General features: G+C 60.2%; 23 protein-coding genes and 3 pseudogenes. 14 read left to right on the plus strand and 12 right to left on the minus strand.

Annotated elements, in window-relative coordinates; genetic code table 11:
- Positions 1–7: 7 nt before the first annotated feature.
- Positions 8–538, plus strand: a complete 531-nt coding sequence (locus tag GV002_RS17950) for a hypothetical protein (protein WP_160019654.1) — start codon at positions 8–10, stop codon at positions 536–538.
- Positions 539–669: 131 nt separating this feature from the next.
- On the opposite strand, the gene GV002_RS17955 is transcribed toward GV002_RS17950, so the two are convergent.
- From GV002_RS17955 to tcdA, 3 genes are all read right to left on the minus strand, one after another.
- Entirely contained in the window at positions 670–1,131 is a 462-nt protein-coding gene (locus GV002_RS17955) for a DUF1456 family protein (protein WP_160019655.1), read from the minus strand.
- 34 nt (positions 1,132–1,165) lie between these two features.
- A complete protein-coding gene (locus tag GV002_RS17960) occupies positions 1,166–1,960 on the minus strand; it encodes a substrate-binding periplasmic protein (RefSeq protein ID WP_160019656.1) in 795 nt (264 codons plus the stop codon).
- A gap of 146 nt (positions 1,961–2,106) precedes the next feature.
- A complete protein-coding gene (gene tcdA, locus GV002_RS17965; RefSeq protein ID WP_160019657.1) occupies positions 2,107–2,916 on the minus strand; it encodes a tRNA cyclic N6-threonylcarbamoyladenosine(37) synthase TcdA in 810 nt (269 codons plus the stop codon).
- Between the two features lie 312 nt (positions 2,917–3,228).
- Between tcdA and dapE the strand changes: the two genes are divergently transcribed.
- The 3 genes from dapE (at position 3,229) to GV002_RS17980 (ending at position 5,709) form a co-directional block, all read left to right on the plus strand.
- Positions 3,229–4,371 (plus strand): succinyl-diaminopimelate desuccinylase, encoded by a 1,143-nt coding sequence (gene dapE / locus GV002_RS17970; RefSeq protein ID WP_160019658.1) that lies wholly within the window; start codon positions 3,229–3,231, stop codon positions 4,369–4,371.
- A 136-nt stretch (positions 4,372–4,507) separates the two neighbouring features.
- Entirely contained in the window at positions 4,508–5,311 is an 804-nt protein-coding gene (locus tag GV002_RS17975; protein WP_160019659.1) for a putative RNA methyltransferase, read from the plus strand.
- A gap of 26 nt (positions 5,312–5,337) precedes the next feature.
- Positions 5,338–5,709: a hypothetical protein gene (locus tag GV002_RS17980; protein WP_160019660.1), complete on the plus strand. Its 372-nt coding sequence runs from the start codon at positions 5,338–5,340 to the stop codon at positions 5,707–5,709.
- 213 nt (positions 5,710–5,922) lie between these two features.
- On the opposite strand, the gene GV002_RS17985 is transcribed toward GV002_RS17980, so the two are convergent.
- The 5 genes from GV002_RS17985 to GV002_RS18005 all read right to left on the minus strand — a co-directional run bounded on the left by GV002_RS17985 (position 5,923) and on the right by GV002_RS18005 (position 11,515).
- Complete coding sequence (locus GV002_RS17985) at positions 5,923–6,132, minus strand: cold-shock protein (protein ID WP_004423973.1); 210 nt, start codon at positions 6,130–6,132, stop codon at positions 5,923–5,925.
- A gap of 575 nt (positions 6,133–6,707) precedes the next feature.
- Complete coding sequence (locus GV002_RS17990) at positions 6,708–8,534, minus strand: GldG family protein (RefSeq protein WP_160019661.1); 1,827 nt, start codon at positions 8,532–8,534, stop codon at positions 6,708–6,710.
- Positions 8,535–8,546: 12 nt separating this feature from the next.
- Positions 8,547–9,278 carry an ABC transporter permease subunit gene (locus tag GV002_RS17995; protein WP_160019662.1) on the minus strand — a complete coding sequence of 244 codons (732 nt, stop codon included), beginning with the start codon at positions 9,276–9,278 and terminating at the stop codon, positions 8,547–8,549.
- Positions 9,275–10,198, minus strand: coding sequence for an ABC transporter ATP-binding protein (locus GV002_RS18000; RefSeq protein ID WP_160019663.1), 924 nt, complete (start codon positions 10,196–10,198; stop codon positions 9,275–9,277). Before GV002_RS18000 ends, GV002_RS17995 begins: the two co-directional genes overlap by 4 nt.
- Before the next feature lie 354 nt (positions 10,199–10,552).
- The gene (locus GV002_RS18005) at positions 10,553–11,515 is read right to left on the minus strand and encodes an integron integrase (RefSeq protein ID WP_160019664.1); all 963 of its coding nucleotides are present in this window, start codon (positions 11,513–11,515) and stop codon (positions 10,553–10,555) included.
- Between the two features lie 141 nt (positions 11,516–11,656).
- Here GV002_RS18005 and GV002_RS18010 point away from each other — a divergent pair, with 141 nt between their 5' ends.
- Positions 11,657–12,067, plus strand: a complete 411-nt coding sequence (locus GV002_RS18010) for a DUF3658 domain-containing protein (RefSeq protein WP_160019665.1) — start codon at positions 11,657–11,659, stop codon at positions 12,065–12,067.
- A 1,193-nt stretch (positions 12,068–13,260) separates the two neighbouring features.
- Positions 13,261–13,677, plus strand: a complete 417-nt coding sequence (locus GV002_RS18015; RefSeq protein ID WP_160019666.1) for a DUF3617 family protein — start codon at positions 13,261–13,263, stop codon at positions 13,675–13,677.
- Between the two features lie 136 nt (positions 13,678–13,813).
- On the opposite strand, the pseudogene GV002_RS24660 reads toward GV002_RS18015, so the two are convergent.
- A pseudogene (locus GV002_RS24660) lies at positions 13,814–14,020 on the minus strand (IS110 family transposase); the annotation flags it as partial.
- Between the two features lie 26 nt (positions 14,021–14,046).
- Positions 14,047–14,187 (minus strand): annotated as a pseudogene (locus GV002_RS24665) (IS110 family transposase); the annotation flags it as partial.
- 140 nt (positions 14,188–14,327) lie between these two features.
- Here GV002_RS24665 and GV002_RS18025 point away from each other — a divergent pair.
- The 5 genes from GV002_RS18025 (at position 14,328) to GV002_RS18045 (ending at position 17,021) form a co-directional block, all read left to right on the plus strand.
- Positions 14,328–14,693: a hypothetical protein gene (locus GV002_RS18025; protein WP_160019667.1), complete on the plus strand. Its 366-nt coding sequence runs from the start codon at positions 14,328–14,330 to the stop codon at positions 14,691–14,693.
- Between the two features lie 87 nt (positions 14,694–14,780).
- Complete coding sequence (locus tag GV002_RS18030) at positions 14,781–15,263, plus strand: hypothetical protein (protein ID WP_160019668.1); 483 nt, start codon at positions 14,781–14,783, stop codon at positions 15,261–15,263.
- A gap of 239 nt (positions 15,264–15,502) precedes the next feature.
- Positions 15,503–15,961 (plus strand): hypothetical protein, encoded by a 459-nt coding sequence (locus GV002_RS18035; protein ID WP_160019669.1) that lies wholly within the window; start codon positions 15,503–15,505, stop codon positions 15,959–15,961.
- Between the two features lie 240 nt (positions 15,962–16,201).
- A complete protein-coding gene (locus tag GV002_RS18040) occupies positions 16,202–16,594 on the plus strand; it encodes a hypothetical protein (protein ID WP_160019670.1) in 393 nt (130 codons plus the stop codon).
- Positions 16,595–16,604: 10 nt separating this feature from the next.
- Positions 16,605–17,021 carry a hypothetical protein gene (locus GV002_RS18045; protein WP_256667128.1) on the plus strand — a complete coding sequence of 139 codons (417 nt, stop codon included), beginning with the start codon at positions 16,605–16,607 and terminating at the stop codon, positions 17,019–17,021.
- A gap of 56 nt (positions 17,022–17,077) precedes the next feature.
- On the opposite strand, the gene GV002_RS18050 is transcribed toward GV002_RS18045, so the two are convergent.
- On the minus strand, positions 17,078–18,958 hold the full coding sequence (locus GV002_RS18050) for a sensor domain-containing diguanylate cyclase (RefSeq protein WP_160019671.1): 1,881 nt from the start codon (positions 18,956–18,958) through the stop codon (positions 17,078–17,080).
- Positions 18,959–19,247: 289 nt separating this feature from the next.
- Here GV002_RS18050 and GV002_RS18055 point away from each other — a divergent pair, with 289 nt between their 5' ends.
- The 3 genes from GV002_RS18055 (at position 19,248) to GV002_RS18065 (ending at position 24,001) form a co-directional block, all read left to right on the plus strand.
- Positions 19,248–20,090: an EamA family transporter gene (locus tag GV002_RS18055; RefSeq protein ID WP_160019672.1), complete on the plus strand. Its 843-nt coding sequence runs from the start codon at positions 19,248–19,250 to the stop codon at positions 20,088–20,090.
- Positions 20,091–20,449: 359 nt separating this feature from the next.
- Complete coding sequence (plsB, locus tag GV002_RS18060) at positions 20,450–22,933, plus strand: glycerol-3-phosphate 1-O-acyltransferase PlsB (RefSeq protein ID WP_160019673.1); 2,484 nt, start codon at positions 20,450–20,452, stop codon at positions 22,931–22,933.
- Positions 22,934–23,287: 354 nt separating this feature from the next.
- The gene (locus GV002_RS18065; RefSeq protein WP_160019674.1) at positions 23,288–24,001 is read left to right on the plus strand and encodes a S1 family peptidase; all 714 of its coding nucleotides are present in this window, start codon (positions 23,288–23,290) and stop codon (positions 23,999–24,001) included.
- A 230-nt stretch (positions 24,002–24,231) separates the two neighbouring features.
- Here GV002_RS18065 and dctM read toward each other — a convergent pair.
- Positions 24,232–24,615: pseudogene (dctM, locus tag GV002_RS24670) on the minus strand (C4-dicarboxylate TRAP transporter large permease protein DctM); the annotation flags it as partial.
- Positions 24,616–24,629: the final 14 nt, after the last annotated feature.

Consider the following 24,629-nt stretch of genomic DNA (forward strand, 5'->3'; position numbering starts at 1 on the left):
GCGAGTCATGCCTGTCTTTATCCGCGTAGGGCTAGCCGCCCTGCTCAGCATCGCCTTGGTTTACTTCGGCCCACAGTTGCTTGGAGGAATACTGGCATTTCTGCCGGATGCCCTCTACGAGGTGCTGCCGATGCATCCCTTCATCTTGATCCTGCTCTTGTCCGGTCTGCTTGCCGGGATTTGCCTGGCGCTGATCGCTCCGAATCGGCGCCTCGTCAGCAGCAGCTTGGTCGCGTTCGGCTTGATAGCTCTTGGCAGCATCAGTTTTTACAGCAATCTATGCAGCCCAGAAGAAACGCAGCGTATCCATGACGAGTGGGCTGCCATACCCCAGTACAACCTGGGACAACCGCTGGATCAGCAACCCGTGCAATCCGCTGCGCTCACCAGCGTCAGCTACGACTGCCTATTGCCTGAGACTGGTTGGGAAAGCGCAGGCGCCATCGCAGGGGATCTGCTGACCAGTTTTCTGGGAGTGGCCCTGGGCATATTGCTGGTCCCGCGCCGCCGGCAGCGGCCAACCTCCGAAATCATCTAGGGAATCTCTGAAAAAGCCGTCATCCCCGCGCTGGCGGGAATCCAGGACCTGCGGATTTCCTGGTATCCCGCATTCGCGGGAGTGACGAACACTGCTTTTTCAGAACATCCCCAGGCAATGTGCAGCGGGGGTCAGCCCCGCTCGCGTAGCGTCAGCCCGCGCAGAAAATTGCGCAGGATCTGGTCGCCGCACTCGCGAAAATGCTTGTGACCCGGCGCGCGAAACAGAGCGCTGAGCTCGGTCTTGGTCATCGGCAGGTCAGCCAATTGCAGAATCACCTGGATATCGTCGTCACGCAGCTCGAAGGCCACGCGCAGCTTCTTCAGGATCAGGTTGTTACTCAGGCGTTTTTCCACCGCCAGGCGCGGCCGACTATCGTCCTTGCCACGTTTGTGGAACACCAGACCTTCGAGCACGTGAGCCAGCAGCACATCGCTGCAGGAACGATAACCGGGCTCGTCCTCATGCAGCAGACAGGCCGGGATCAGACCCGGCTCGACGGGATAGTCCGCCAACCGGCAAAGCTCTTCCAGCTTGCCATCGCTGACATCCAGCAGGTAGCGCAGGCTGCGCAGTACATCGTTATTGAGCATGCAGAAAACTCTTGGAGGAGGAGGTAGGTGCGGTTCAGTCCCGCCCGGCCTGGGCCAAGGGACTGGGTTTCCAGTCATCGGCGTTACCTGAATTAAGCGCCTGCTGTAGACGCTGCAGGTCACCACGCCGGGCAAAGTCACGCAGCCTGGCATTGAACACGCGCAGCAGCTTGGCGCTCTCAGGATCGCCCTTGCGAAATAGCAAACGCAGCGGCTCGACATTCAACTGACGCGGATGATGCACGATATTACCGCCATCTTCCGGAAACAAACGACTCAACATTGCATAGCCGACAGCACGGTCCTGAGGATGCAGGTCGATACGGCCCAATTCGAGAAGACGAAAGCTGGTGTCCTCCTTGCCATTCTGCTCGACGCTCAAGCGGCCGGCCTGCAACGCCTCGTCGAACGCCGGGCCATAGGAGTAACCCAGGGTCGTGCCGATGTGATACTTCAGCAAGTCCTCGACCGAGGTCCAGTCGAACGCCTGATCGCGACGATAGAACAGGACGATCTCCCCACGCACCAGCGGGTCGCTACAAATGCCGTAATTGAGCCGACTGGGGCTGCAGCTATAGGGCATGATCGCGTGCAACTGGCCCTGCTGCAGCATCAGTACGTTGCGGTCCCAGGGATGGAAGATGAACTCGACCTGGTAACCCTCTTCAGCGAACACTGCGCTGATCAGTCGCGCCAGAGCGCCACCATCACTGCGCTCCTGATCGACATAAGGCGCCCAGTCGCCGGTACCGATACGCAGCTTTCGCGCCTCGGCCTGAACGGGCTCCAGGGCTACCAGCAAAACAGGCAGCATCAGGGAGGCGAGCATCCGTGCCCAGCGTCTTCTCAGTGCGACGCTACAAAACAGGTACGACACAAATCACCTCTGATACGGGTCATGTTCGACGTCTCCCTGTCGGCTACTGCAACCTCTCCCTTCGCCCAGCATAGTCAAACGCCGCGCCCGGGCGTTTCTCAAGTTGTCGATTGGCGCTCTGCCGGACGACGGGCGCCGGCTACCAGTTTGTCTACCAGCTTGGCCGCAGCGGCCATGCCGAAGCTGGCGGTGACCATCATCACCGCGCCGAAACCGCCAGCGCAGTCCAGCTTCACACCCTCACCCACGAAACCCTTGGCCTGACAAACCGTGCCGTCCGGCTTGGGATAGCGCAATTGCTCGGTGGAAAACACGCAGGGCACGCTGTAGGTGCGCCCCGGCGTACGCGAAAAGCCATAGTCGCGGCGCAACATGCTGCGCACCTTGGCCGCCAGCGGGTCGTTGAAGGTCTTGTTCAGGTCGGTGACCTGAATCTGCGTCGGGTCGACCTGCCCACCCGCGCCGCCGGTGGTGACGATCTGAATCTTGCGCCGCTTGCACCAGGCGATCAGCGCCGCCTTGGCGGGCACGCTGTCGATGCAGTCGATCACCCCGTCGAGCTGCTCGGTGATGTACTCGGCCATGGTTTCGCGGGTGACGAAATCCGCCACCGCGTGCACCACGCAGGCCGGATTGATGGCGCGGATGCGCGCCGCCATCTCGTCGACCTTGGCCTTGCCCACCGCGCCTTCGATGGCGTGCACCTGGCGATTGGTGTTGGTGATGCAGACGTCGTCCAGGTCGAACAGGGAAATCTCGCCGACCCCCGAACGCGCCAGCGCCTCGGCCGCCCATGAGCCCACGCCGCCAATGCCGACTACCGCCACATGCGCCGCTGCCAGTCGTTGATAGCCCTCCTGGCCGTAAAGCCGGGCTATGCCGCCGAATCGCTGATCGTCAGTACCCATTACACCCTCCGAACCAAGCCGGGCATTATAGGGATAGCACCCTGCCCACCCAAGCCCGCCGCACAGGTCAGCCGTCGGTCCGTCATAGCCGGCTGCATTGATCGCGAATACGCCGCGCGACGCGCCTTATGACCTGATCGGTAACGACGTTTGCTTTGACGCGCTTGCCGCGCCGGCCCCCGACGGCCCTCCCTCATCCGGCGCTTCGCGCCACCTTCTCCCGCTGGGAGAAGGGCATCAAGGATGGCGTCGCTGCGCGACTTTCACGGTAATATGGCCGGCCTTCACGCTAGCCGCCGCACCGGAGCCGCAATGACCGCCACACTCACCCCGACCCTGGAACTCGCCTTCGACCTGATCCGCCGCCCGTCCGTGACCCCGGTCGACGAAGGTTGCCAGGAGCTGATGATGCGCCGCCTGGCCGCCTGCGGCTTCGAGGTGGAGCCCATGCGCATCGAAGAGGTGGAGAATTTCTGGGCCAAGCGCGGTGGTGACGGCCCGGTACTGTGCTTCGCCGGCCACACCGACGTGGTGCCCACCGGCCCGCTGGATGCCTGGCAGTACCAACCGTTCGACGTGCGTGTCGATGAAGACGGCATGCTCTGCGGCCGTGGCGCGGCCGACATGAAGGGCAGCCTGGCGAGCATGATCATCGCGGTGGAGCGCTTCGTCGCCGACCACCCGAACCACAAGGGCGCCATCACCTTCCTCATCACCAGCGACGAAGAAGGCCCGGCCCAGCACGGCACCAAGGCGGTGGTCGAACGCCTGCGCGAGCGCAACGAGCGCCTGGACTGGTGCATCGTTGGCGAGCCGTCGAGCACCACCCTGCTCGGTGACGTAGTGAAGAACGGTCGTCGCGGCTCGCTCGGCTGCACCCTGACCGTGTACGGCAAGCAAGGCCATGTCGCCTACCCGCACCTGGCGAAGAATCCGATCCACCTGGCCGCTCCGGCGCTGGCCGAGCTGGCCGCCGAGCACTGGGATCATGGCAACGACTACTTCCCGCCGACCAGCTTCCAGGTGTCCAACCTCAACGCCGGCACTGGTGCCACCAACGTCATCCCCGGCGAGCTGAAGGCGGTATTCAACTTCCGTTTCTCCACCGAATCCACCGTCGAGGAACTGCAGCAGCGCGTCACCAACATCCTCGACAAGCACGGCCTGGACTACCACCTGGAGTGGGCGCTGTCCGGCCTGCCCTTCCTCACCCAGCCGGGCGAATTGCTGGACGCCGTGGCCGCCAGCATCAAGAGCATCACCGGTCGCGACACCAAGCCGTCCACCAGCGGCGGCACCTCCGATGGCCGCTTCATCGCCACCCTGGGTACCCAGGTGGTCGAACTCGGCCCGGTCAACGCCACCATCCATCAGATCAACGAGCGCGTGCTGGCCAGCGATCTGGACCTGCTGACCGAGGTTTACTACCAGACCATGGTGAAGTTGCTGGCATGATGGGTGGGTCACGTCCGATGCCAGGCGCCACCTCAGCCAGCTTGATCCGCCCATTGCCCTCATCCGGCGCTGCGCGCCACCTTCTCCCGGAGGGAGCGGTACTCAAGGAGGAAGTCGCCACGCGACTTGCACGCCCATGCTGATCTGCCCCATCTGCCAGACGTCGCTGGAGCCGAGTGACAGCGGCCTGATCTGCAGCAATCGGCACAGCTTCGACCGCGCGCGCCAGGGCTACTACAACCTGCTGCCGGTACAGCACAAGAACAGCCGCGACCCCGGCGACAACGCCGCCATGGTCGAGGCCCGCCGGCGCTTTCTCGACGGTGGCCACTACGCGCCACTGGCCGCACGCCTGGCCGCACTGGCAGCCGAGTACAAGCCGGCGCGCTGGCTGGATATCGGCTGCGGCGAGGGTTACTACACCGAACAGATCGCCCGCGCCCTGCCCGCTGCCGACGGCTACGCCCTCGACATCTCCCGTGAGGCGGTCAAGCGCGCGTGCAAACGTACTCCACACCTCAGCTGGCTGGTGGCGAGCATGGCTCGCGTACCGTTGGCCGATGCCAGTTGCGAGCTGCTGGCCAGCGTTTTCAGCCCGCTGGACTGGAGCGAAGCCAAACGTCTGCTCGCACCCGGCGGCGGCTTGCTGCGCATGGGCCCAACCCGCGTGCACCTGATGGAACTGCGGCAGAAGCTCTACGACGAAGTGCGTGACTATGACGACGAGAAGCACCTGGCGCTGATTCCGCCCGGCATGCACCTGGCCCATAGCGAAACCCTCGAGTTTACGCTGCACCTGAGCGATGCCCAGGCTCGCGCCGACCTGCTGGCCATGACGCCACACGGCTGGCGTGCCAGCGCCGAACGCCGTGAAGCGGTGATCGCCGCGTCCTTCGAAGTTACCGTTGCCATCCGCTACGATTGGATCATCAAAACTTAGAGCACCAGCCCTCAGGATCAGAAGCCATGCGCCAACCCGATATCGAGATCTACCTGAAAGACGCCGAACGCGATGCCGTGGCGCAATGGCTGGGTGAAGCCCTTGGCCCGTGCAGCGACTGGCAGCAAAAGGGCCAGACCTTCAAGTGCCAGGCCGGCGACGTGCCGGTAACCTGGCTGCCGAAAGCCGTGGGCAAATGGCACAGCCTGTACCTGGAAAGCGATGCCACCCCCTGGGCCGACGACCTCGCCTGCGCCCGTGCTGCCCATGCCGCACTCGGCGTGCAGGTGCGTTGCGCACCCGGCACCTGGGTGGAAGATGAAAGCGATGAAGAAGCCGACCGCTGGATCAAGGTCGATGCCGATGGTGAAACCGAGATCGTCTGGCGTACTGAATAAAAGTGGCGCCTTGAATCGACAGCCTGTAGCCCGGATGCAATCCGGGGCCTGACCGAGGCATTTCCCCGCATCTGACTACAGAACCGCGACGGCGAAACCGAGATCGTCGTAGGGTGCGCCGTGCGCACCGCGCCATCCCCGCCCTGAAAAGTACAGCGCCCACAAACAACAAGGCCCGTCATCGACGGGCCTTGTTGTATTTCGAGTTGGAGCTCAGACCGCAGAGACGTCTTCCGCCTGCAGGCCCTTCTGGCCCTGGGTCACACCGAACTCGACCTTCTGGCCTTCGACCAGGGTGCGGTGGCCGTCGCCGCGAATGGCGCGGTAGTGAACGAATACGTCCGGGCCGCTTTCGCGCTGAATGAACCCGTAACCCTTGGAATCATTGAACCATTTGACGGTTCCCGTCTCACGATCTGCCATTACCAACTTCTCCAAACTCGCTATGTTTTTATTGTCCCGAAGGCGCTTTGACGGCTCGGTAAAAACGTTCTTCTCAGCGTTCGCCACCCCCGGCAATCGAGCATGGAGCAGGTCAAGCGATTCGCGTTCTTGCTGCAGCCGAAGGCCGAGTATAAAGCATGGATTGTGACTGAAAAGCACTTTTTCAAAACCGCCACGAACCCAGAAGATATGCGGGTTACAGCTTGTTTTATGAGCTTTTGGCTAACAGATCGCGCAACTTCTTCGCCAGCCACTGCACCTGATCAGGCGCCAGTCGATATGCCCGCTCACTGCGCGCACGGTTGAGAATGCCCAAGGGTGGATGTCGCTCTTTGCATCCACCACAGCGGTGGATAGATGAAGCGCGAGCCACCCTGCGCACCTTGCTAGGATGAAGCCACGTAGGGTGCGCCGTGCGCACCGATGCTTCCAGGGTGGTGCGCATGGCGCACCCTACGGACTACGCACGACTCCGCAGGGTGGATGTCGCTCTTTACATCCACCACAACGGTGGATCGGTGAAGCGTGATCCACCCTACTCTCACAGGTGAACATCAAGCGCGGCGGCGGCGCCGCCACAGCCACAGCGCCAACACGCCAAGGGTCAGCAGCGCGGGCACCAGGGCGATGTTGATGATCTTCAGCGCCCGGCCCAGCGCCTCGATATCGGCATTGAGCTGATAACGCACGTCGCGCAGCTCCTTGCGAATCTCCAGCTTCTGCTGGATGAAGCGCTGCAACGCGCCCTGCTGCTCCGGCGTCAGCTCCAGGTTTGGATCGTCGCTTTGCTGCAGCGCCGCCAGTTGCTGCTCGGTCTCGGCCAGGCGTGCCTGCAGTGCCTGCTCCTTGTCACGGAAACGCTGTTCTGCGGCACGCTGCAACTCCTCGACCACCACGAACGGACGGCTGAAGCGACCACGCGAACGCACGCTGATCAGCGCCTCGGAGCCGCTCAGGTTGTCCAGCGCGTTGATGGTGAAGCTGCCGTTGTCAGCCCAGGGTTGCGGCATGCGCTGACCGAAGAAGTCCTGCACCTGCACCCACATGCGGTCGCTCAATATGTCGGTATCGGCCACCGCGATGACGTTGATGTTGTCGGCCTGCTTGAGCCCGTCCTTGCGCCCCTCGATGCCATCGGGGAAGGCGCTCTGCGCCGGGCCGTCGATGCGGGCGGCGATAGCGTAGCGCTCGCCGGTCGGCTCCAGCTCACGGATCAGCTCCTCGGGGTTGCTGAGCATGGCGAAGCGTTGCGCGTCAAAGGGCATGGCGTACTCGGAGCTCTGCATCAGAGGGGTAAAGCGCGTCTTCGCCCCTTCCAGCGGCTCGAGGATGCCAGCGGTGGCGACAGTGACGCTCTCCAGCCCGGCCGTGACGATATCGGTCTGATCCAGCGCCTTGCGCGGCAAGCTCAGCCAGGCAGCGTGACGAACCGGACGCTGACCCTGACCACGGTTGACCGACATGGCATAGGAACCGTCACCGAGCACCTTGTCCGGCACCATGCGCAAGCCCCAGGCCTTGAACAGCGGCTCGATGTTCGAGGCCCTGTCCGGTGCCATTTCGCCCGGCATATCACCCGTATCGGCCTCGGCGTAAGGATCGACGAACACCATCAACTTGCCGCCGCGCAGCACGAACTGATCGATGGCATACAGGGTCTGCTCGGGCAGGTTCTTCGGATGCACCAGCCACAGCACCGAGACATTCTCGGGGATCAGGTCGACGTCACTCTTGAGCTGCTCGATCTGGAACAACTGGCGCACCTGCTCCAGCACCATCCACGGTGGCGTCGGCTGCCGCGCCATCATGTCGAAACCGCCGGTCATCGGCAGCCCGGAGAGCACGCCAACCACCGGCAGCTCCGACTTGGCCAGGGTCTGCACCAGGCGGCTCAGCTCGTATTCCAGGTGCTCCTCCTGATCCAGGGCGAAGAACGGGATCACCTGGGTGTCGTCCTGGCCGTTGCTGCCGGCCAGGCCGAAGTAGATCGAGTCGCCGCCCTGCTGCAGGGGGATGCCCTGCAGGCCGAATTCGGCCGCCTTGTCCTCGTCCTCGGAGAACGGCTCGGGGTCGATGATGTGCAGGCGGATCTTGCCATTCGCCTGGGCCTGGTAGGCCTTGAGCATCTCCTCCACGCGCTGGGCATAGGTGCGCAGCGCCGGCAGGTCCTTGGCCACCTTGTCCGAGTAGAAGAAGTACAGGTCGATCGGCTCGTCCAGCTCACCAAGGATCTGCTGGGTGCCGCCTGAGATGGTGTAGAGCTTCTGCTCGGTCAGGTCCAGGCGTGCACCGCCCAGACCCAGGCCGGCCAGCAGGTTGAAGGCGAAAAAGGCCACCGCGATCAGCAGCAACCCGGCGCCGGAATAGATCAGCTTTTTCATGGGCGCATTCCTTCAGTCGGCTTTCTTCAGGTCGATGACCACGGCAGTGGCAGTCAGCCAGCCGGCGATCAGCGAGAGGAAATACAGCAGGTCGCGCAGATCGATCACGCCCTTGCTGATGGCATCGAAGCGCACCAGGAAGCTCAGCGAGGCGATGGCGTCCACCAGCCACTGCGGCGCCCAGGCGAAGGCGTCGAGCACCATCGGAAAGCCGCTGACGATGAACAGGAAGCAGGCACTGACCGCGAGAATGAAGGCGATCACCTGATTCTTGCTCAGTGCCGACATGCACGAGCCGATGGCCAGATAGGCGCCGGCCAGCAGCCAGCTGCCGATGTAGCCGGTGACGATGGCGCCGTTGTCCGGCTCACCCAGGTAGTTGACCGTGATTATCATCGGAAAAGTCAGCAGCAACGCGATGCCGGCGAACACCCAGGCCGCCAGGAACTTGCCGGTTACCGCCTCGAAGCGGGTGATCGGCAGGGTCATCAGCAGCTCGATGGAGCCGGACTTGCGCTCCTCCGCCCACAGGCGCATGGCAATGGCCGGCACCAGGAACAGATAGAGCCAGGGGTGGAAGTTGAAAAAGGCGGAAAGATTGGCCTGGCCGCCCTCGAAGAAACCGCCCAGATAGAAAGTGAACACCCCGGACAGCACTAGGAAGATGACGATGAACACATAAGCCAGCGGCGTGGCGAAATAGCTCGCCAGCTCGCGCTTGAAGATCACGGGCAACTGGGTCATGGCTGCTCTCCCCGGGTCAGCGTGCGGAACACTTCATCGAGCCGACCGCGTTCCACATTGAGTTCGCGCACCTTCCAACCGCGCTCGGCAATCAGCGCATTGACCTGCGGGAAGATCACTTCGCCCGGCTGCGCCAGCACGCTCAGGCTGTGCTCACGGGCGTTCTCCTCGACACCGGCGACGCCTGGCAGCGCCGCAAGAGCAGCCTGGTCGAGCGCCTCATCGGCCACCAGCGTCACCGCCTGGTGGTAGCGCGAACGGCTCTCCAGCTCCAGCGGCGTGCCATCGGCCAGCAGCCGGCCCTGAGCGATCACTACTGCGCGGGTGCACAACGCCGTGACTTCTTCGAGGATATGGGTGGAAATGATCACGATCTTGTCGCGGGCCAATCCCTGGATCAGCTGGCGCACCTGGTGCTTCTGGTTGGGGTCGAGGCCATCGGTGGGCTCGTCGAGGATCAGCACGCGCGGATCATGCAAAATCGCCTGGGCCAGGCCGACGCGGCGCTTGAAGCCCTTGGACAACGTCTCGATGCTCTGCTCCAGCACCTTTTCCAGCTCCACCTGCTCCACCGCACGCTGCACGCGCAATTTCTTCTCGGCGCCACGAAAACCGCGTACCTCGGCGATAAAGTCGAGAAAGCCGCGCACCGTCATATCGCCGTAGCAAGGCGCGCCTTCCGGCAGATAACCGATCTGCCGCTGGGCCTTGAGCGTCTGGGTCTGGATATCGCAGCCGAGGATGCTCGCGGTGCCGGAAGTCGGCGCGAGAAAACCGGTGAGCATTTTCATGGTGGTGGATTTGCCGGCCCCGTTGGGGCCGAGAAAGCCCAGCACTTCCCCTGGCTGGACCTGAAACGACAAGTCATCGACTGCCGTGTGCTGCGCAAAACGCTTGGTCAGGTTTCTTATATCGATCATGGCCTCTCACCGTCGCGAAGGGCACTGCGCTCAGCGAAACCATCGCGAGAGCGCAGGCCGCAAGAACGCCGGACGCAGAAAGCACACGCCCGGACGAGGGCAAGACCGTAGCAAAACTGAAAAGTTCAGTCAGCAGCCCGAAACAAGTAGTAAATGGAATATGTGCTTAGGGTGTGTACGAAAAGTCGTCGAGCGAAGGTCAGGCGATACCGATGGCGGCCCCGCAAAAACAGGTGAGGAACGGACTGGGCTCGCAATCGAGTTTACGAGCTGTAAATGAGCATTCGACCGGGCTGGCGTTCCAGCCCGTTTTTAACGAAGCATCACCGAGCGCAGGCACTTTTCGTACAAAGCCTAGCGATCCAAAGGACTCAATACCGCCAGACCACCTCGATTGAGCACATGGGTGTAGATCATGGTGGTTTTCACGTCTGAGTGGTCGAGCAGTTCCTGCACCGTACGAATGTCCTGACCAGCTTCCAGCAAATGAGTCGCGAAACAATGGCGCAGGGTATGCGGTGAAATGGGCTTTACGATGCCTGCCTCCCTAGCAGCGCGCTTGAGGTTGCGCTGCACACGCTTCTCGTCCAGGTGATGACGCCGTACGGCCCCGGAACGCGGGTCGACCGAAAGCCCGGCAGCCGGAAAGACGTACTGCCAGCCCAGCTCACGAGGTGCATTGGGATATTTGCGCGCCAGGGCAAAGGGCAACCATACATCGCCACGCCCTTTCGCCAACTCCGCCTGGTGCAGAGCCTTCACCACTGCAAGGTGATTTCGCAGTGCCTGCTCCAAGCGCTGCGGCAGCATGGTGACGCGATCCTTCATGCCTTTGCCGTCACGAATGAGGATTTCGTGCCGGGAAAAATCCACATCCTTGATGCGCAAACGCACTGCCTCCATCAAACGCATCCCTGTGCCATAGAGCAGGCTACACAGGAGCCAAACCTCACCATCCAGCCGCTCCAGCACCTGGCGCACCTCATAGACAGTCAATACCACTGGCAATCGCTGCGGCTTCTTCGCCCGAACGATATCGGCTAACCACGGCAAATCCAGCGCCAATACTTCCTTGTAAAGAAACAACAACGCCGCCAATGCTTGATTTTGAGTAGATGCCGACACATTTCGCCGCACGGCAAGATCTGTGAGAAAGGCCTCAATCTCGGCAGCGCCCATATCCTGAGGATGCCTGTAGCGGTGAAAGCGGATAAAACGCTTCACCCACTCGCAATAGACGCGTTCAGTCCGGATGGAGTAGTGTTTGAGGCGAATTCGATCACGCATCTGATCGAGTAAACGAGGCTTATCATCCATGGTGCATAACCTTCCAAAATGGTCGTCCTGACCCGGAAAGCACCAGCCTAGACAGGGAGTCGAACGATGGCAAGGAAGGTTATCCACTAAAATCACCCGCAGGTTATGCACCATTTGGTGTCTATTTATAGTTAGGTTCTTATGGTCAGATTTCTCTTCGCGCCTCTAGTAATTGCCATCTTTATTTCTGGCTGCTTGGACACCGCACAAGATAACGCTGAGAAAAAAGCAATGAATGAAACAAGCACAGTGGAGCCTAACGATCCACCGTTGAATCAAGCCCAGGAGTTGGCGGTAAGTAAACTCTCTGCCTCGGATGTAGAGAAAATTGATACCGAGCTGCTTGCAAATACAGGCAGTAATTGGCGAAAGGTTGCAATGGTTGTAGGGCTAACCATGAGCAAAACTCAGAGTCAGTTCAACGACATTCCAGATCTTTACTACTCGCAGCGCGTGGCTAACCTTGTCGAGCAAGGGCACCTTGAGTCACAGGGCAACCTACTGCAAATGCGCTATAGCGAGGTAAGGCGTTCGCGCACCGTGCAACCATAAAAACCTAACTACTGGTTCAAGTCGCTCGCTTCGCTCACTCGGGACCGGCTAAAGCCGGCCCCTTAACCAAACGTTAGATCGCCCCTGGGAATGGATGCCGATGTCAGGCCAAAGAAAGATTTTCGCAGTAAATGACCGAGTTCTAGTCCTTGCTGAAGGCGGCTGGAAGCAAGCCGCATTTGGGAAAGTCAGCAGTGCTGCTGAACCAGTTGAAACACTCCAGGGGCATGATTTTTTCTATTGGGTGACGTTCGACCAGCCCCAAGAGGACGTCAATGGTCCAGATAAATACTCAAAGGCCCAAATACTTAGCTGCTACATTGAGCCGGCAATCTAACTAGTGGCTCAAATCGTTCGCTTCGCTCACTGGGACGGGCTAAAAGCCCACCTTTTAGCCAACCGTTAGGTGTACAAATGTCGGATCACCATGTTTGTTTAATTCCTGCCACCCCGGAATTCATCCCAAGCAAGGCGTCTCAAACAGCCGCCATTGCACTGATTCAAAAAGCATGGCGTCAAAACGTCCCAGAGATCACACTCGAGACCGATGAACACATCGCCTTCAGGGACTGCGGGGAAAATTTTGAGTCTATTCATTGCCCACACTGTAGCACTGAAGTTCAGGTCGAATATTGGCAAGACCTCATGGATCAAGATTACTCAAATGAGGATGGGTTCCGACTCCGTACAATATCAATGCCCTGCTGCGGACACATATCAACACTGAACGATTTTCTTTATAAGTGGCCCATGGGCTTTAGTCGATTCATTATACGTTTTAGCGACCTAGGACATGAGATATCCGACCACCTTCTCATTGAACTGGAATCAGTCATAGGCTGCAAATTGCGAGTTATTCACCAAATGTACTAAGTGGCAAACCATTATCATCCGTATACCCTCAAGGAAACGCTGGCTTGTTGTCACGCACAGATAGACTTTCGTTGTCTACCTAACAAGTGATTGAACCAATCGCTGTGTTATCTGGGACGAGACAAAGCCTGTCCCTCAACCAAACATCAGGCATCACCAGACAGACGTGCACTCCCAGAACCTCCGAAACTCCACGCATTCTTGACACGCAGAAGATGACAACTCTTTCACGCAAACTCGATTACCTACACTGCTGCCAGCGTAAAATTTGCTATACTGCTCGCCCTCCATCTGTGCATCATTTTTTCATAGGAAGTGAAATGGATAAACTATTCGCAGCTGTAACAACATGCTTACTATGTTCTGTTTCTAGCTTAGTGTTTTCGACAGAAAGGCAAATCGTGCGCCCTGGAATGTATGAAATCACTTCTGGCATTGCCGACAATTCAGTCAAGACCCAGACCTGTTATAGCGATACAGATGTGGAAGACCTTCCTACGCTTTTACTAAAAATGGAAGATAAATTGATGCAAAAAAACTGTAGCGCTGAGATTTTATCAGAAACTGATGGAGAGGCTGAGTGGCGTACAGAGTGCAAGACAGACTTTGTTACCCGAACTACGGTTGGTTCGATCATGTGGGACGATACTCATTTCAGCGGCAACGCCTTTCTTACAATGGGAAGAATTGAGATGGAGTATCAATTCGATGCCCTGCGCGTAAGCGATTGTAAATAAAGGAAGGGGCATGGAGGTTTAACACAATTTCTGTTCCGACCCTGTACGGCAGTAAACTACTGCTTATGGCCAGCCTGACAACGTGTATGGACTCTCCCCACAAGTAGTGAGCAAAGCTTTTCCGTTGCACGTGCCGTCAGGCGGGCTTTACGCTCTGCCAATTGCCATTGAAACGCCGCTCGTGGCACCACACCGCCCAGCAGATCCGCACCAGTTTGTTGGCCAGTGCTACAACCGCTTTGTTGTGGCCGATACGTTCTGCCGTCTGCACAGCCCAGCGCTACAGCTGCGTCAGCTTTTCCTGCGTACGTGCCTGGCAACGCTGGGCCGCCCCCAATAGTGCGCTGTGCCACAGGCTTCCATTACTCACTCGACCAGCTCACCCTGCTCCTGTATATGTTGCCGGAACGCCTCTCGGTTCAGCCGCTTGCGCTGCACCACCTGGCCGGAACGGACACTCTCGGCAACTTGGTAAACGGACTTGGCCAGATCAACTGCAATTCGCTTCATGGTAGCTCTCCCATTCTTCAACCCTCAACGCCTTGGTATAGAGCCGTGGCGCGGGAAGAGTCCATTACAGCATTCAAACCGTTCGCTTCGCTCACTGGTACGAGCCAAAACCCGCCCCTTAACCAAACGTTAGACAGACCATGAATCCTTCAAAGCTATCCGCAGAAATTGATTATCTGATCGAAAATTTCGGTGTCTATCCGTATAGCTTTTTCAATATCCTGCACCTCTCGGATAACCCGAACCTTGACTTAACTAAGCAGAACGAAATTTGGCAGGATATAAAAACCGAAGATTGGCACGATCTGAGATTGGAGGCCTATTCGTTATGGGCTATTACAGATAACGGCGATCTGCTTTGGTGGAATGAGAAACAAACGATTGCGATGAATCCTAGAGCGCAGGAGTATATGGCTTTGCCGGTGAATCCAAGGCAGTTCATAAGGCTGATAGGGCTAGGGAAGGTAACAGGTATATTCCCATCCACTTTGTGGCAGAGTGTCTAACCAGTGGTTCAAATCGCTCACTTCGCTCACTGGGACGGGCTAAAGCCCGCCCCTTAATCAAACGTCAAATGTCCTCAGGAAGAAATCATGGAATTCAAAGCAGGAAGCTTCACCTTCGGAAGGTGCGACAAAATTGCTGCAGAATGGATGCACCAACATGGACAAACCCTATTAAAGTACTCCTTGTCGATCATATTCATCTGGCTTGGTGCTCTAAAGCCACTTGGCTTAAGCCCAGTAAATGATCTAGTGACAAATACGATAACCTGGCTACCTTCAGATATATTCATACCTATATTGGGGGTATGGGAAATTGCCATTGGTGCTTGCCTTCTCATCAAGCCTCTGGTGAGGATTGCATTAACCTTGCTATTTTTACAGCTATTCGGAACCGTACTGCCGCCATTTCTACTGCCAGAAGTGTGCTTCATCAAATTCCCATATGCACTCACACTTGAAGGCCAATACATAATTAAAAATTGTGTGATTTTGAGTGCTGCTATTGTCGTAGGTGGCGGTTTAAGCAAAGAAGTATCCCCGTATGCAGGCCAACGCGCGCAAAACACTTAACAACATTCAAACCGTTCGCTTCGCCCACTGGAACGGCCTGAAGCCCGTCATTCCCGCGAAGACGGAAATCCAGAACCTGTGTAGTGCCTGAGCTCCTGCCTCTGCGGGAGTGACGGCAAATGGCTTTTCAGAATTCCCCTAAAGAAAACAAACATAAAAATGGTTCAAATCGCTCCCTGAGACGGGCTAAAGCTCGCCCCCTCAACCAAACGTCAGGTTGATTAATCAGGGAGATACCAATGAGTCAATGCCATAAACCAGGTAATTTCAAGACGTACTTCAACGAGAACATGAAAGATTTGGGACTACCCGTTCCTCAAACACTATTTGACAATCTCAATGCAGCCGTAGCGAATGCCGGACTTGTTTTGGACGCTCTAGAAACATTAGGTACGGGAGCGACAATGGCAGAGGTTATTAAAGCAACGACCGGGCTGGAGAAATTAAAAGTCGCAGCTTCGCTGGGGGCTTCTTTTTATGTTGGGGCCGTCATTGGGAGTATCGCTGTAGCAAGCGGGCGCTCAGTAGGTTGCGGCAACAGAATGTCAGATATGTTTGTGTTTCTTCAGAAAAACAACCTTGCGTTTGATGGCTGGAACTCGTTTTATGCTCGCAACCCGGAAATACTGGACAAGAGTAGCAGGTTCAGAGTCGCCTATCGCTCCAAGGCCCTAGTTCGGAGTGGGGTCTACGCCTGATGAAAGACACTTTAATTTTATTGGTAGCCGCTTTAGTCTGCGCGGCTTTGTCGTGGCTGTTTTTCGCTCACTTTCAAAATAGCGCCTTCACCATCATGCTCGCTATATTTGTCATTACAATTCTAGCGAAGCCACTCTACAAGCAATACCGAGACAGGGATAAGTAGCCTGACTGCGCCCGACGTCTTCGCTTTGACGCTATGCTCTCCCCCGCTCATACCAACAAGGACGTAAACGTCGATGGATTTCATTGCACGCAATTTCAGATGGCTGATGTTGCTATCAGGCGTTCTCACGGCGACTCTGTTCTACGGCCTGTTCGCCCCGCAGGAGGCGCTGCATTCGATGTTCGGGGCATCCTTCGATGGGCAGTTGCAATCCTTGGTCGTTCGCAGTTGGTCGGCGCTGGTCGGGTTGATGGGCGTGCTGCTGATCTATGGCGCGCTGAGCCCGAAGCATCGGGTTCTCTGCGCCGTCATTGCCGCGCTGAGCAAGGCCATCTTCGTGTCGCTGCTGCTGATCCATGGCCAGGATTACCTGAGCAAGGCCGCGCCCGCCATCGCCCTGGATCTGCTGGTGATCGCCTTTACCCTGCTGTTCCTGCTGGCCGTGCAAAAGCGGCGCAGCGCTTGAGGCGAGCCCCATGAAAATGATCAGGCATATCCTCTGGCTGGACTGCATGGCCGCTGCGAGCGCGGGCGTGGTGGTTCTGTTGCTGGCCCCCTGGTTGAGCGGCTGGTATGCCCTGCCCCGCGAGCTGCTGAGCTTCATCGGCGCAGTCAATATCGCCTACGCCTGCTTTTCCTTTTCGCTGGCGATTCGTGTGCGGCGCGCCGAAGCGCTGATCAAGCTGCTGGCAGTGGCCAACGGATTCTGGGCGCTGGCATGCCTTGGCATCGCGGCGACCTTTGCCCCGGTCATGACGCTAGCGGGGCTTTGCCATGTGCTCGGCGAGGCTGCATTCGTCGCAGGCCTGGGCATGCTGGAGTGGAAATGGCGCAGGCAACTGCTGGTGGCTGGCGAACAGGGCGTTTCGACTCAGCCTGTAGCGGACCAATAGCCGTCACAGGTATTCAGGCGAAGGTCCGGCGATGGCCGCTCAGGCCATCATCAGCCCTATTCGTCAGCGCTGTGAAAACGGTTCTTGCCCGCGTGCTTGGCCGCGTACATGGCCTGGTCCGCACGTTTGAGCAGGTCCTGGCCGTCTTCGGCGTGCAGCGGAAACAGAGCGGCGCCCACGCTCGCCGATATCCGCACCATGCTGCCGTCCAGATCGAATGGCTTGGCCAGTACATCCAGCACCTTGAGCGCCACCGTTTCGCAATCCTGACTGCCGTGCAGATTGGCCAGGACGATGCCGAACTCATCACCGCCGAAGCGTGCGACCGTGTCGGTGCTGCGCACACAACCTTCGAGTCGTCTGGCGGCCATCTGCAGCAGGCTATCGCCGGCCGCATGACCGTGGCGATCGTTGATTTCCTTGAATCCATCCAGGTCGATATAGAGCACGGCGCACAGCTGCTGCTGGTCGCGCACGGACTCCAGCGCCTGGTCGAGCCGCTGGTGGAACCTGACGCGGTTGGCCAACCCGGTGAGGGCGTCATGCTCGGCGTCATGACAAAGGCGCGCTTCCAGGTGCTTGCGCTCGGTGATGTCCTGCGTGACCAACACCAGGAACTCCGGGTGACCCTGGCGATTGCGGACGACGCTCGAGGCCTCGCATACCCAGATCAGCGAGCCATCCTCACGCCGATAGGTTTTCTCGATTTCCGGGGAAAGCGCACGAGCCTCGCTGACCAGTTGCTCACTCAGAAAGCTGCGGGCGGCGGCAGCTACTTCGGCGTCGCTCAGGTCGAAAATGTTGGCGCCTTGCAGCGCCTCGGGCGGGCGCCCCAGCATGCGCGCGAATTTCTCGTTGACCCGCAGTATCCGACCCTCGGGGCTGATGTGGGCGATACCCATGGCCGCCTGGTGAAAGGTGGCGCGAAACAGCGCTTCGCTGCCTTGCAGGGCATCGGTGGCCGCACGTTGGCGAACCAGCATCAGCGCCAGCAGGCCAACGAACAGCATGACCACCAGGGTGACGCCGACTGCGGCCATCAGGTAGGTGGAGCGCCGCTGCAAGGTCGTGCCCATCTCCTCGTCATAGGCGGTGGCCACGGTAATCATCAGTGGATAACCGGTCATGGTGCGGTAGCTGACGATACGGGCGACGCCATCGAGCGCCTCGCCACTGTCGTGGAAATCATCGGCGCCGTGCAGCTTTTGCCGCTGGAACCAGGCCAGCGACTCGGCACCCAGGCCAAATTCGCTGCGTGCGCCGATCTTGCGCGCCCGTATCACGCCGTCGAGGCCGGCGAGTTCCAAAAGCCCTTGCGGACCCAGATCGACCTGCTGGAAGAAGCGCGTGACGTCCTCTGGACGGACGGCCATCACCACGACGCCGGCGAAGCTGCCATCATCGCGCTCGATACGCAGCGACAGGGGGATCAACCAACGCCCGGAAACCCGCCCGAGTACCGGCTGATTGATGAACAGATGATCGATACGAGCATCGCGCTGCGCCGTGAAGAACTCGCGGTCGGCGTAGTTGACCGGGCCGGTGTTCTGGCTGCTGCTGACGATATCGCCCTGCTCGTCCACCACGCTGACGATGGTGAACATCTCCTCGCGGATTACGCCCTCCTCGACCCAGCGGCGCAGGTCGATGGCCTTGCCCTGCCGGCGGTACTGCTCGCGCACGAAAGCCGCCACCTGCTCGGCCGCCTTCAGCGCGCGGAACACCTGCTGCTCGAAAGCGATGGCCAGACTGGAGTTGGCTTCCATTTCCGCGGCCAGCGCCTGCTCACGCTCGAAGGCGATGCGTTGCAGGGTAATCAGCCAGACAACGGCAACGAATACGCTCGCCAGAACGATCAGCAGGTTCAAGGGCGTTGCGATTCGAGGGCGTCGAGCGACGGCGTCATGCGCGTCAATCGGCGTGCTGGGCGGGGTCATCGCCTTGTTCTCCAAGCCTTTCACGGGCGGGCTGTTTTCTAGCTGTTGGGGCCAGGGTCTGTTGCTCTTTGGTTCAGCGTCGCGGGGCGTGATCCATCGCCTTGCGTTGAATCATAGGCATTGTTGCGCCACTGTGCTGCCATCATGCGGTAATGGGTTTTGCCCGAAAATCGAGCTTGCGGCAGACTGACGACCGACACGGCACCTCAGCCACATCACTTCGAGCCGAGCGGTATCCGCACGGCTCCTGCTCAATTTCTTCGACAACCGCCTGCCTTCGAGGCCCGCCTTGGAAACCACGGTCTTTCTCGCCGTCATCGCCGCCGCTGCCCTGCATGCCGGCTGGAACGCTCTGCTCAAGATTGGTCTGGATCGCTTCCTCACCGCCACGCTGATTCAGATCGGTGCCGGCCTGGTGGCGCTCTGCGCCCTGCCGCTGGTGGCGCTGCCACAAGCCTCGGCCTGGCCGTGGATCGCGCTGTCGGCGCTGCTGCACATCGGCTACAACTTCTTTCTCGCCCGCGCCTACCAGTACGGCGACCTGGGCCAGGTCTACCCGATTGCGCGGGGCAGCTCGCCGCTGATGGTCGCCCTGCTCTCGCTGCTGCTGTTGCATGACGGGCTCAGCGCCCTGCAGTTGCTGGGTTTGCTGGTTCTGGTGCTGGGCATCTGGCTGATGGCGCTGCGCGGCGGGCAGCACAAGGCACCGCAAGGGGCGATGCTGGGCTGTGCGTTGATGACGGCGCTGTTCATCGCCGGCTACACCCTCAGCGATGCCATGGGCGCTCGCAGCAATGGCGATGCACTGAGTTATTCGCTATGGCTGTTTACCGTCAACGGCGTAGTGATGGCGGCGGTATTGGCCATCAGCCGTGGGCCGCGCGCCTTCCTGCAGCTGGGCCCGCACTGGCGTGGCGGACTGGCCGGCGGGGCGATGTCGATGGCGGCCTACACCATCGTCATCTGGGCCATGACTCAGGCGCCGGTGGCATTGGTTTCGGCCCTGCGCGAGACCAGCGTGGTGTTCGCCGTGCTGCTGGGGGTGGTGCTGCTCAAGGAAAGATTACGACCGATTCGCCTCGTGGCGTGTGCGGTGATCGCGGCGGGTGTGGTGGTGATGAAGTTGGCGTGAGGGATTCGCGGTGCAGCAAGTGGATTGCGAAATCACAACTTGGTGGGCTGAAGCGGATCGCCGCCCGGCCCACCCTAAAACTGAAGCGCAGTGCTGTTTGCCCATCCGGCACAGGTCGTAGGAGCCGGCAATCGCCCCGAGAGCTGACTCGGTATTCCATTCGGGAACCCCAGACCCGCTTTGCAGTTCTGTTGATCAACGGGTGCTGAATCGTTGACCGTTTTTTCGTCACACGCTGCCTGCATGCTGGCCGGGCTGACCGTCTGGACGCACGAGTTTTTTGCCCGCCAGACGCGGCTTGCGGCACACTAGCGCCCTTCCCGAGCCACCGCTCGTTTTGCCATACAAGCAGAGTCCGTATGACCCGTTCCCCCTTCCGCCGCCTCGTCTTCGGATCGTTGCGCCGCCTGCTGTACCTCTGGGTACGCTCGGAAACCATCAACCAGTCCGCGTTCACCCTCAAGCTCGACCGCAGCAAGCCGGTGTTCTACGTGCTGCAGCAGCCGTCGGTGAGTGACCTGGCAGTGGTCGACCGCGAGTGCACCAAGGCCGGCCTGCCGCGCCCGGTGCTGCCGGTAGCGGTCGGGGAACACATCGAGCCCGCCGCCTTTTTCTACCTGACGCCGGAGCCGGACTGGTTCGGCCGCCAGGACAAGCGCGGCATTTCGCCGACCCTCGATCGCGTGGTCACCGCCCTCAGCCAGCATGCCGTGGATGACGCACAGATCGTCCCGGTCAGCGTGTTCTGGGGCCAGTCGCCGGACCGCGAAACCAGCCCGTGGAAACTGCTGTTCGCCGATAGTTGGGCGGTGACCGGGCGCCTGCGCCGACTGGTGAGCATCCTGATTCTCGGGCGCAAGACGCGCGTGCAGTTCTCCACGCCGATTCACCTGCGCGAGCTGGTCGAGCAGGACAAGGGCCAGGAGCGCACGCTGCGCATGGTGCACCGCATCCTGCGCGTGCACTTCCGCAACCAGAAGGCCGCTGTGATCGGCCCGGACGTGTCGCACCGGCGCAACCTGGTCAAGGGCCTGGTGCATGACCCGATGGTGCGCCAGGCGATTGCCGAGGAAGCCGAGCGCGAGAAGATCAGCCTGGAGAAAGCCGAAGCCCAGGCGCTGCGCTACGGCAACGAGATCGCCTCGGACTACACCTACACGGTGATCCGCTTCCTCGAGCTGGTGCTTTCCTGGTTCTGGAACAAGATCTACGACGGCATCAAGGTGCACAACGTCGAAGGCGTGCGCGACATCGCCCAGGGCCATGAGGTGATCTACGTGCCCTGCCACCGCAGCCACATCGACTACCTGCTGCTGTCCTACCTGCTGTTTCGCAATGGCCTGACGCCGCCGCACATCGCCGCCGGCATCAACCTCAACATGCCGGTGATCGGCGGCCTGCTGCGCCGTGGCGGCGCCTTCTTCATGCGCCGTACCTTCAAGGGCAACCCGCTGTATACGGCGGTGTTCAACGAATACCTGCACACCCTGTTCAGCAAGGGTTTCCCGGTCGAGTACTTCGTCGAGGGCGGCCGCTCGCGTACCGGGCGCATGCTGCGGCCGAAGACCGGCATGCTGGCCATCACCCTGCGCAGCTTCCTGCGCTCGCATCGCCTGCCCATCGTTTTCGTGCCGGTGTACATCGGCTACGAGCGCGTGCTGGAAGGCCGCACCTACCTGGGCGAGCTGCGTGGCGCAAGCAAGAAGAAGGAGTCGATCTTCGACCTGTTCAAGGTGCTCGGCGCACTCAAGCAGCGCTTCGGCCAGGTCTCGGTGAACTTCGGCGAGCCGATCAAGCTGGCGGAGTTCCTCGACCAGCAGCAGCCCGGCTGGCGTGAGCAGGAGCTGGGCCCGCAGTACCGCCCGGCCTGGCTCAACGACACCACCAACCGCCTGGGCGAGCGCGTGGCGCGCCACCTCAACGAAGCGGCGTCGATCAACCCGGTCAACCTGGTGGCCCTGGCGCTGCTGTCCACCAGCAAGCTGGCCCTGGACGACCGCGCCCTGGCCCGTGTGCTCGACCTGTACCTGGCCCTGCTGCGTGCGGTGCCCTACTCGCCACACACCACCCTGCCGGAAGGCGACGGTGCAGCGCTGATCGAGCACGTCAAGGGCATGGACCTGCTGGCCGAACAGAAGGATGCGCTGGGCAAGATTCTCTATCTGGACGAGCAGAACGCCGTCCTGATGACCTACTACCGCAACAACGTGCTGCACATCTTCGCCCTGCCGGCGCTGCTGGCGAGTTTCTTCCAGAGCAGCGCGCGGATCAGCCGCGAGCAGATCCTGCGCTACGCCGGCGCGCTGTATCCCTACCTGCAATCCGAGCTGTTCATCCGCTGGGAACAGAGCGAGCTGGAAGGCGTGATCGACCAGTGGCTGACGGCATTCGTCGAGCAGGGCCTGCTCAAGGTCGAGGGCGATGTGTACGTACGCCCGGCGCCCAGCTCGCGCCAGTTCGTGCTGCTGACCTTGCTGTCGCGCTCCGTGGCGCAGACCCTGCAGCGCTTCTACATGGCCATCGCCCTGCTGCTCAACGCCGGGCAGAACGCGATCAGCGCCGAGGAGCTGGAAGACCTGTGCACGGTCATGGCCCAGCGCCTGTCGATCCTGCATGGCCTGAACGCGCCGGAGTTCTTCGACAAGAGCCTGTTCCGTCACTTCATCCAGAGCCTGCTGGATCAGGGCGTGCTGCGCCAGGACGAAGCCGGCAAGCTCAGCCATCACCCGCTGCTCAGCGAACTGGCCGAAGGCGCCGCCAAGCGCGTGCTGCCGGCGGAGATTCGCCTGTCGATTCGCCAGGTGGCGCTGGATCGCAACGAGGATGAGCCGGCAGCGCCTTGATCGTAGGGTGTCGGGATCGCCCAGGCCGTGCGCGCCTTCGAATCGCCGTAGCCACCCCGGTGCGTACGGCGCACCCTACACGTGTCACGTCAGCTCCGTAGGGTGGATGTCGCTCTTTACATCCACCATGGCGCAGGATCGATGCAACCAGCCAGGTCGCAAACCGCCCAGGCCGTGCGCACCTTCGAATCGCCGTAGCCGCGGTGCGCACGGCGCACCCTACGTGTCACGTCAGCTCCTGGGGTGGATGTCGCTTTTTACATCCACCATGGCGCCGGCTCGAGATCACCAAACGAACCTGTCACGGCTTTGGCAGTCAGTCGATAGACCACACACCGGCAGGAGGCCCAGGCCATGATCGATTCCCTGATGTTGAGCGCTGCACGCATCACCACACTGGCCGCTGGGCAGATACTGACCAACGCCAGTGGTTTCTTCTTCCTCCGGGATCAACGGCTGTTCCTCGTCACCAGCCGTCACGTGGTGCTCGACGAGCCGAGCGGCCATCAGCCGGACAGCCTGCAGATCGAGTTGCATACCGACGCAGACAACCTGGCCAGCACCGTCAGCTTTTCCATCCCGCTGTATGACGGCGAACAGCACCTGTGGCGTCAGGGTATGGATGGCGCGGGCGAGATCGACGTGGCGGTGATCGAGCTGGATCAGGCCGCCCTTCCCAACAACGGTGCTTACCAGGCCTTCACCCCGCAGCACCTGCTACAAGCCGACGAGCATGTGGAGATCGGCTCGACGTTGCTGGTGGTGGGCTTCCCGCTGGGCTTTCAGGACACCCTGCACCGCATGCCGGTGGCGCGTCATGCCGGGCTGGCGTCGTCCTTCGGTCTGCGTTTCCACGGGCTGGGCTACTTCCTCACCGACGGCCGCACCCATCGCGGCCTGAGCGGCGCGCCTGTGGTCAAGCGCGCCGGCGTCGAGGGCGAGTTGCCCTGGAAATTGCTCGGCATCCATTCCACGCGCCTGTTGGGCAATCGCGACGAGGATCAGGACGAAGCCCTGGGTCTGAACTGCACCTGGTATGCCGATATCCTGATGACGCTGACGGAATGATCACCCTGCCCGTAGCCCGGATGTAATCCGGGGGAAGCGCCCGCTACCCAGTCGCGGCTAAAGCCCCTCCCACAAATGTCCCGCGTCTGTGGGAGGGGCTTCAGCCGCGCCAGCCTTTGCCATGTGTTCGAAAAGCCCCCGGATTCATCCGGGCTACGCATGGTTTGCGAGCCAATAAAAAAACCCGGCACAAGGCCGGGCGCAGAGGTAGACGCGGTAAAGACGGTTATTCAGCTCATCCCCAGCCAGTTCGGCAGCGCCATGGAAACGGCCGGGATGTAGGTGATCACCATCAGGAAGCTGATCAGCAGCATCAGCCATGGCAGTGCAGCGCGGATCACTGCCGTCAGCGGCATGCCCGTGACCGCCGAGGTGACGAACAGGTTCAGCCCCACCGGTGGCGTGATCAGGCCGATCTCCATGTTCACCACCATGATGATGCCCAGGTGGATCGGGTCGATACCCAGCTGCATGGCGATCGGGAACAGGATCGGCGCCAGGATCAGGATGATCGCCGACGGCTCCATGAAGGCACCGGCGATCAGCAGCACGATGTTCACCACCAGCAGGAACTGCCACGGCTGCAGACCCAGATCCACCACCCAGGCAGTGATCTGTTGGCGCCAGG

Origin of the sequence: Pseudomonas sp. 8O, assembly GCF_902506495.1 — a bacterium.
In the GTDB taxonomy this organism is placed as follows: Bacteria; Pseudomonadota; Gammaproteobacteria; order Pseudomonadales; family Pseudomonadaceae; genus Aquipseudomonas; species Aquipseudomonas chaetocerotis.

What these genes read in the sequence shown, in the direction of transcription:
- GV002_RS17950 (WP_160019654.1), top strand. Translation starts at nt 8, where the DNA reads ATGCCTGTCTTTATCCGCGTAGGGCTAGCCGCCCTGCTCAGCATCGCC.
- GV002_RS17955 (WP_160019655.1), bottom strand. Translation starts at nt 1,131, where the DNA reads ATGCTCAATAACGATGTACTGCGCAGCCTGCGCTACCTGCTGGATGTC.
- GV002_RS17960 (WP_160019656.1), bottom strand. Translation starts at nt 1,960, where the DNA reads ATGCTCGCCTCCCTGATGCTGCCTGTTTTGCTGGTAGCCCTGGAGCCC.
- tcdA (WP_160019657.1), bottom strand. Translation starts at nt 2,916, where the DNA reads ATGGGTACTGACGATCAGCGATTCGGCGGCATAGCCCGGCTTTACGGC.
- dapE (WP_160019658.1), top strand. Translation starts at nt 3,229, where the DNA reads ATGACCGCCACACTCACCCCGACCCTGGAACTCGCCTTCGACCTGATC.
- GV002_RS17975 (WP_160019659.1), top strand. Translation starts at nt 4,508, where the DNA reads ATGCTGATCTGCCCCATCTGCCAGACGTCGCTGGAGCCGAGTGACAGC.
- GV002_RS17980 (WP_160019660.1), top strand. Translation starts at nt 5,338, where the DNA reads ATGCGCCAACCCGATATCGAGATCTACCTGAAAGACGCCGAACGCGAT.
- GV002_RS17985 (WP_004423973.1), bottom strand. Translation starts at nt 6,132, where the DNA reads ATGGCAGATCGTGAGACGGGAACCGTCAAATGGTTCAATGATTCCAAG.
- GV002_RS17990 (WP_160019661.1), bottom strand. Translation starts at nt 8,534, where the DNA reads ATGAAAAAGCTGATCTATTCCGGCGCCGGGTTGCTGCTGATCGCGGTG.
- GV002_RS17995 (WP_160019662.1), bottom strand. Translation starts at nt 9,278, where the DNA reads ATGACCCAGTTGCCCGTGATCTTCAAGCGCGAGCTGGCGAGCTATTTC.
- GV002_RS18000 (WP_160019663.1), bottom strand. Translation starts at nt 10,198, where the DNA reads ATGATCGATATAAGAAACCTGACCAAGCGTTTTGCGCAGCACACGGCA.
- GV002_RS18005 (WP_160019664.1), bottom strand. Translation starts at nt 11,515, where the DNA reads ATGGATGATAAGCCTCGTTTACTCGATCAGATGCGTGATCGAATTCGC.
- GV002_RS18010 (WP_160019665.1), top strand. Translation starts at nt 11,657, where the DNA reads ATGGTCAGATTTCTCTTCGCGCCTCTAGTAATTGCCATCTTTATTTCT.
- GV002_RS18015 (WP_160019666.1), top strand. Translation starts at nt 13,261, where the DNA reads ATGGATAAACTATTCGCAGCTGTAACAACATGCTTACTATGTTCTGTT.
- GV002_RS18025 (WP_160019667.1), top strand. Translation starts at nt 14,328, where the DNA reads ATGAATCCTTCAAAGCTATCCGCAGAAATTGATTATCTGATCGAAAAT.
- GV002_RS18030 (WP_160019668.1), top strand. Translation starts at nt 14,781, where the DNA reads ATGGAATTCAAAGCAGGAAGCTTCACCTTCGGAAGGTGCGACAAAATT.
- GV002_RS18035 (WP_160019669.1), top strand. Translation starts at nt 15,503, where the DNA reads ATGAGTCAATGCCATAAACCAGGTAATTTCAAGACGTACTTCAACGAG.
- GV002_RS18040 (WP_160019670.1), top strand. Translation starts at nt 16,202, where the DNA reads ATGGATTTCATTGCACGCAATTTCAGATGGCTGATGTTGCTATCAGGC.
- GV002_RS18045 (WP_256667128.1), top strand. Translation starts at nt 16,605, where the DNA reads ATGAAAATGATCAGGCATATCCTCTGGCTGGACTGCATGGCCGCTGCG.
- GV002_RS18050 (WP_160019671.1), bottom strand. Translation starts at nt 18,958, where the DNA reads ATGACCCCGCCCAGCACGCCGATTGACGCGCATGACGCCGTCGCTCGA.
- plsB (WP_160019673.1), top strand. Translation starts at nt 20,450, where the DNA reads ATGACCCGTTCCCCCTTCCGCCGCCTCGTCTTCGGATCGTTGCGCCGC.
- GV002_RS18065 (WP_160019674.1), top strand. Translation starts at nt 23,288, where the DNA reads ATGATCGATTCCCTGATGTTGAGCGCTGCACGCATCACCACACTGGCC.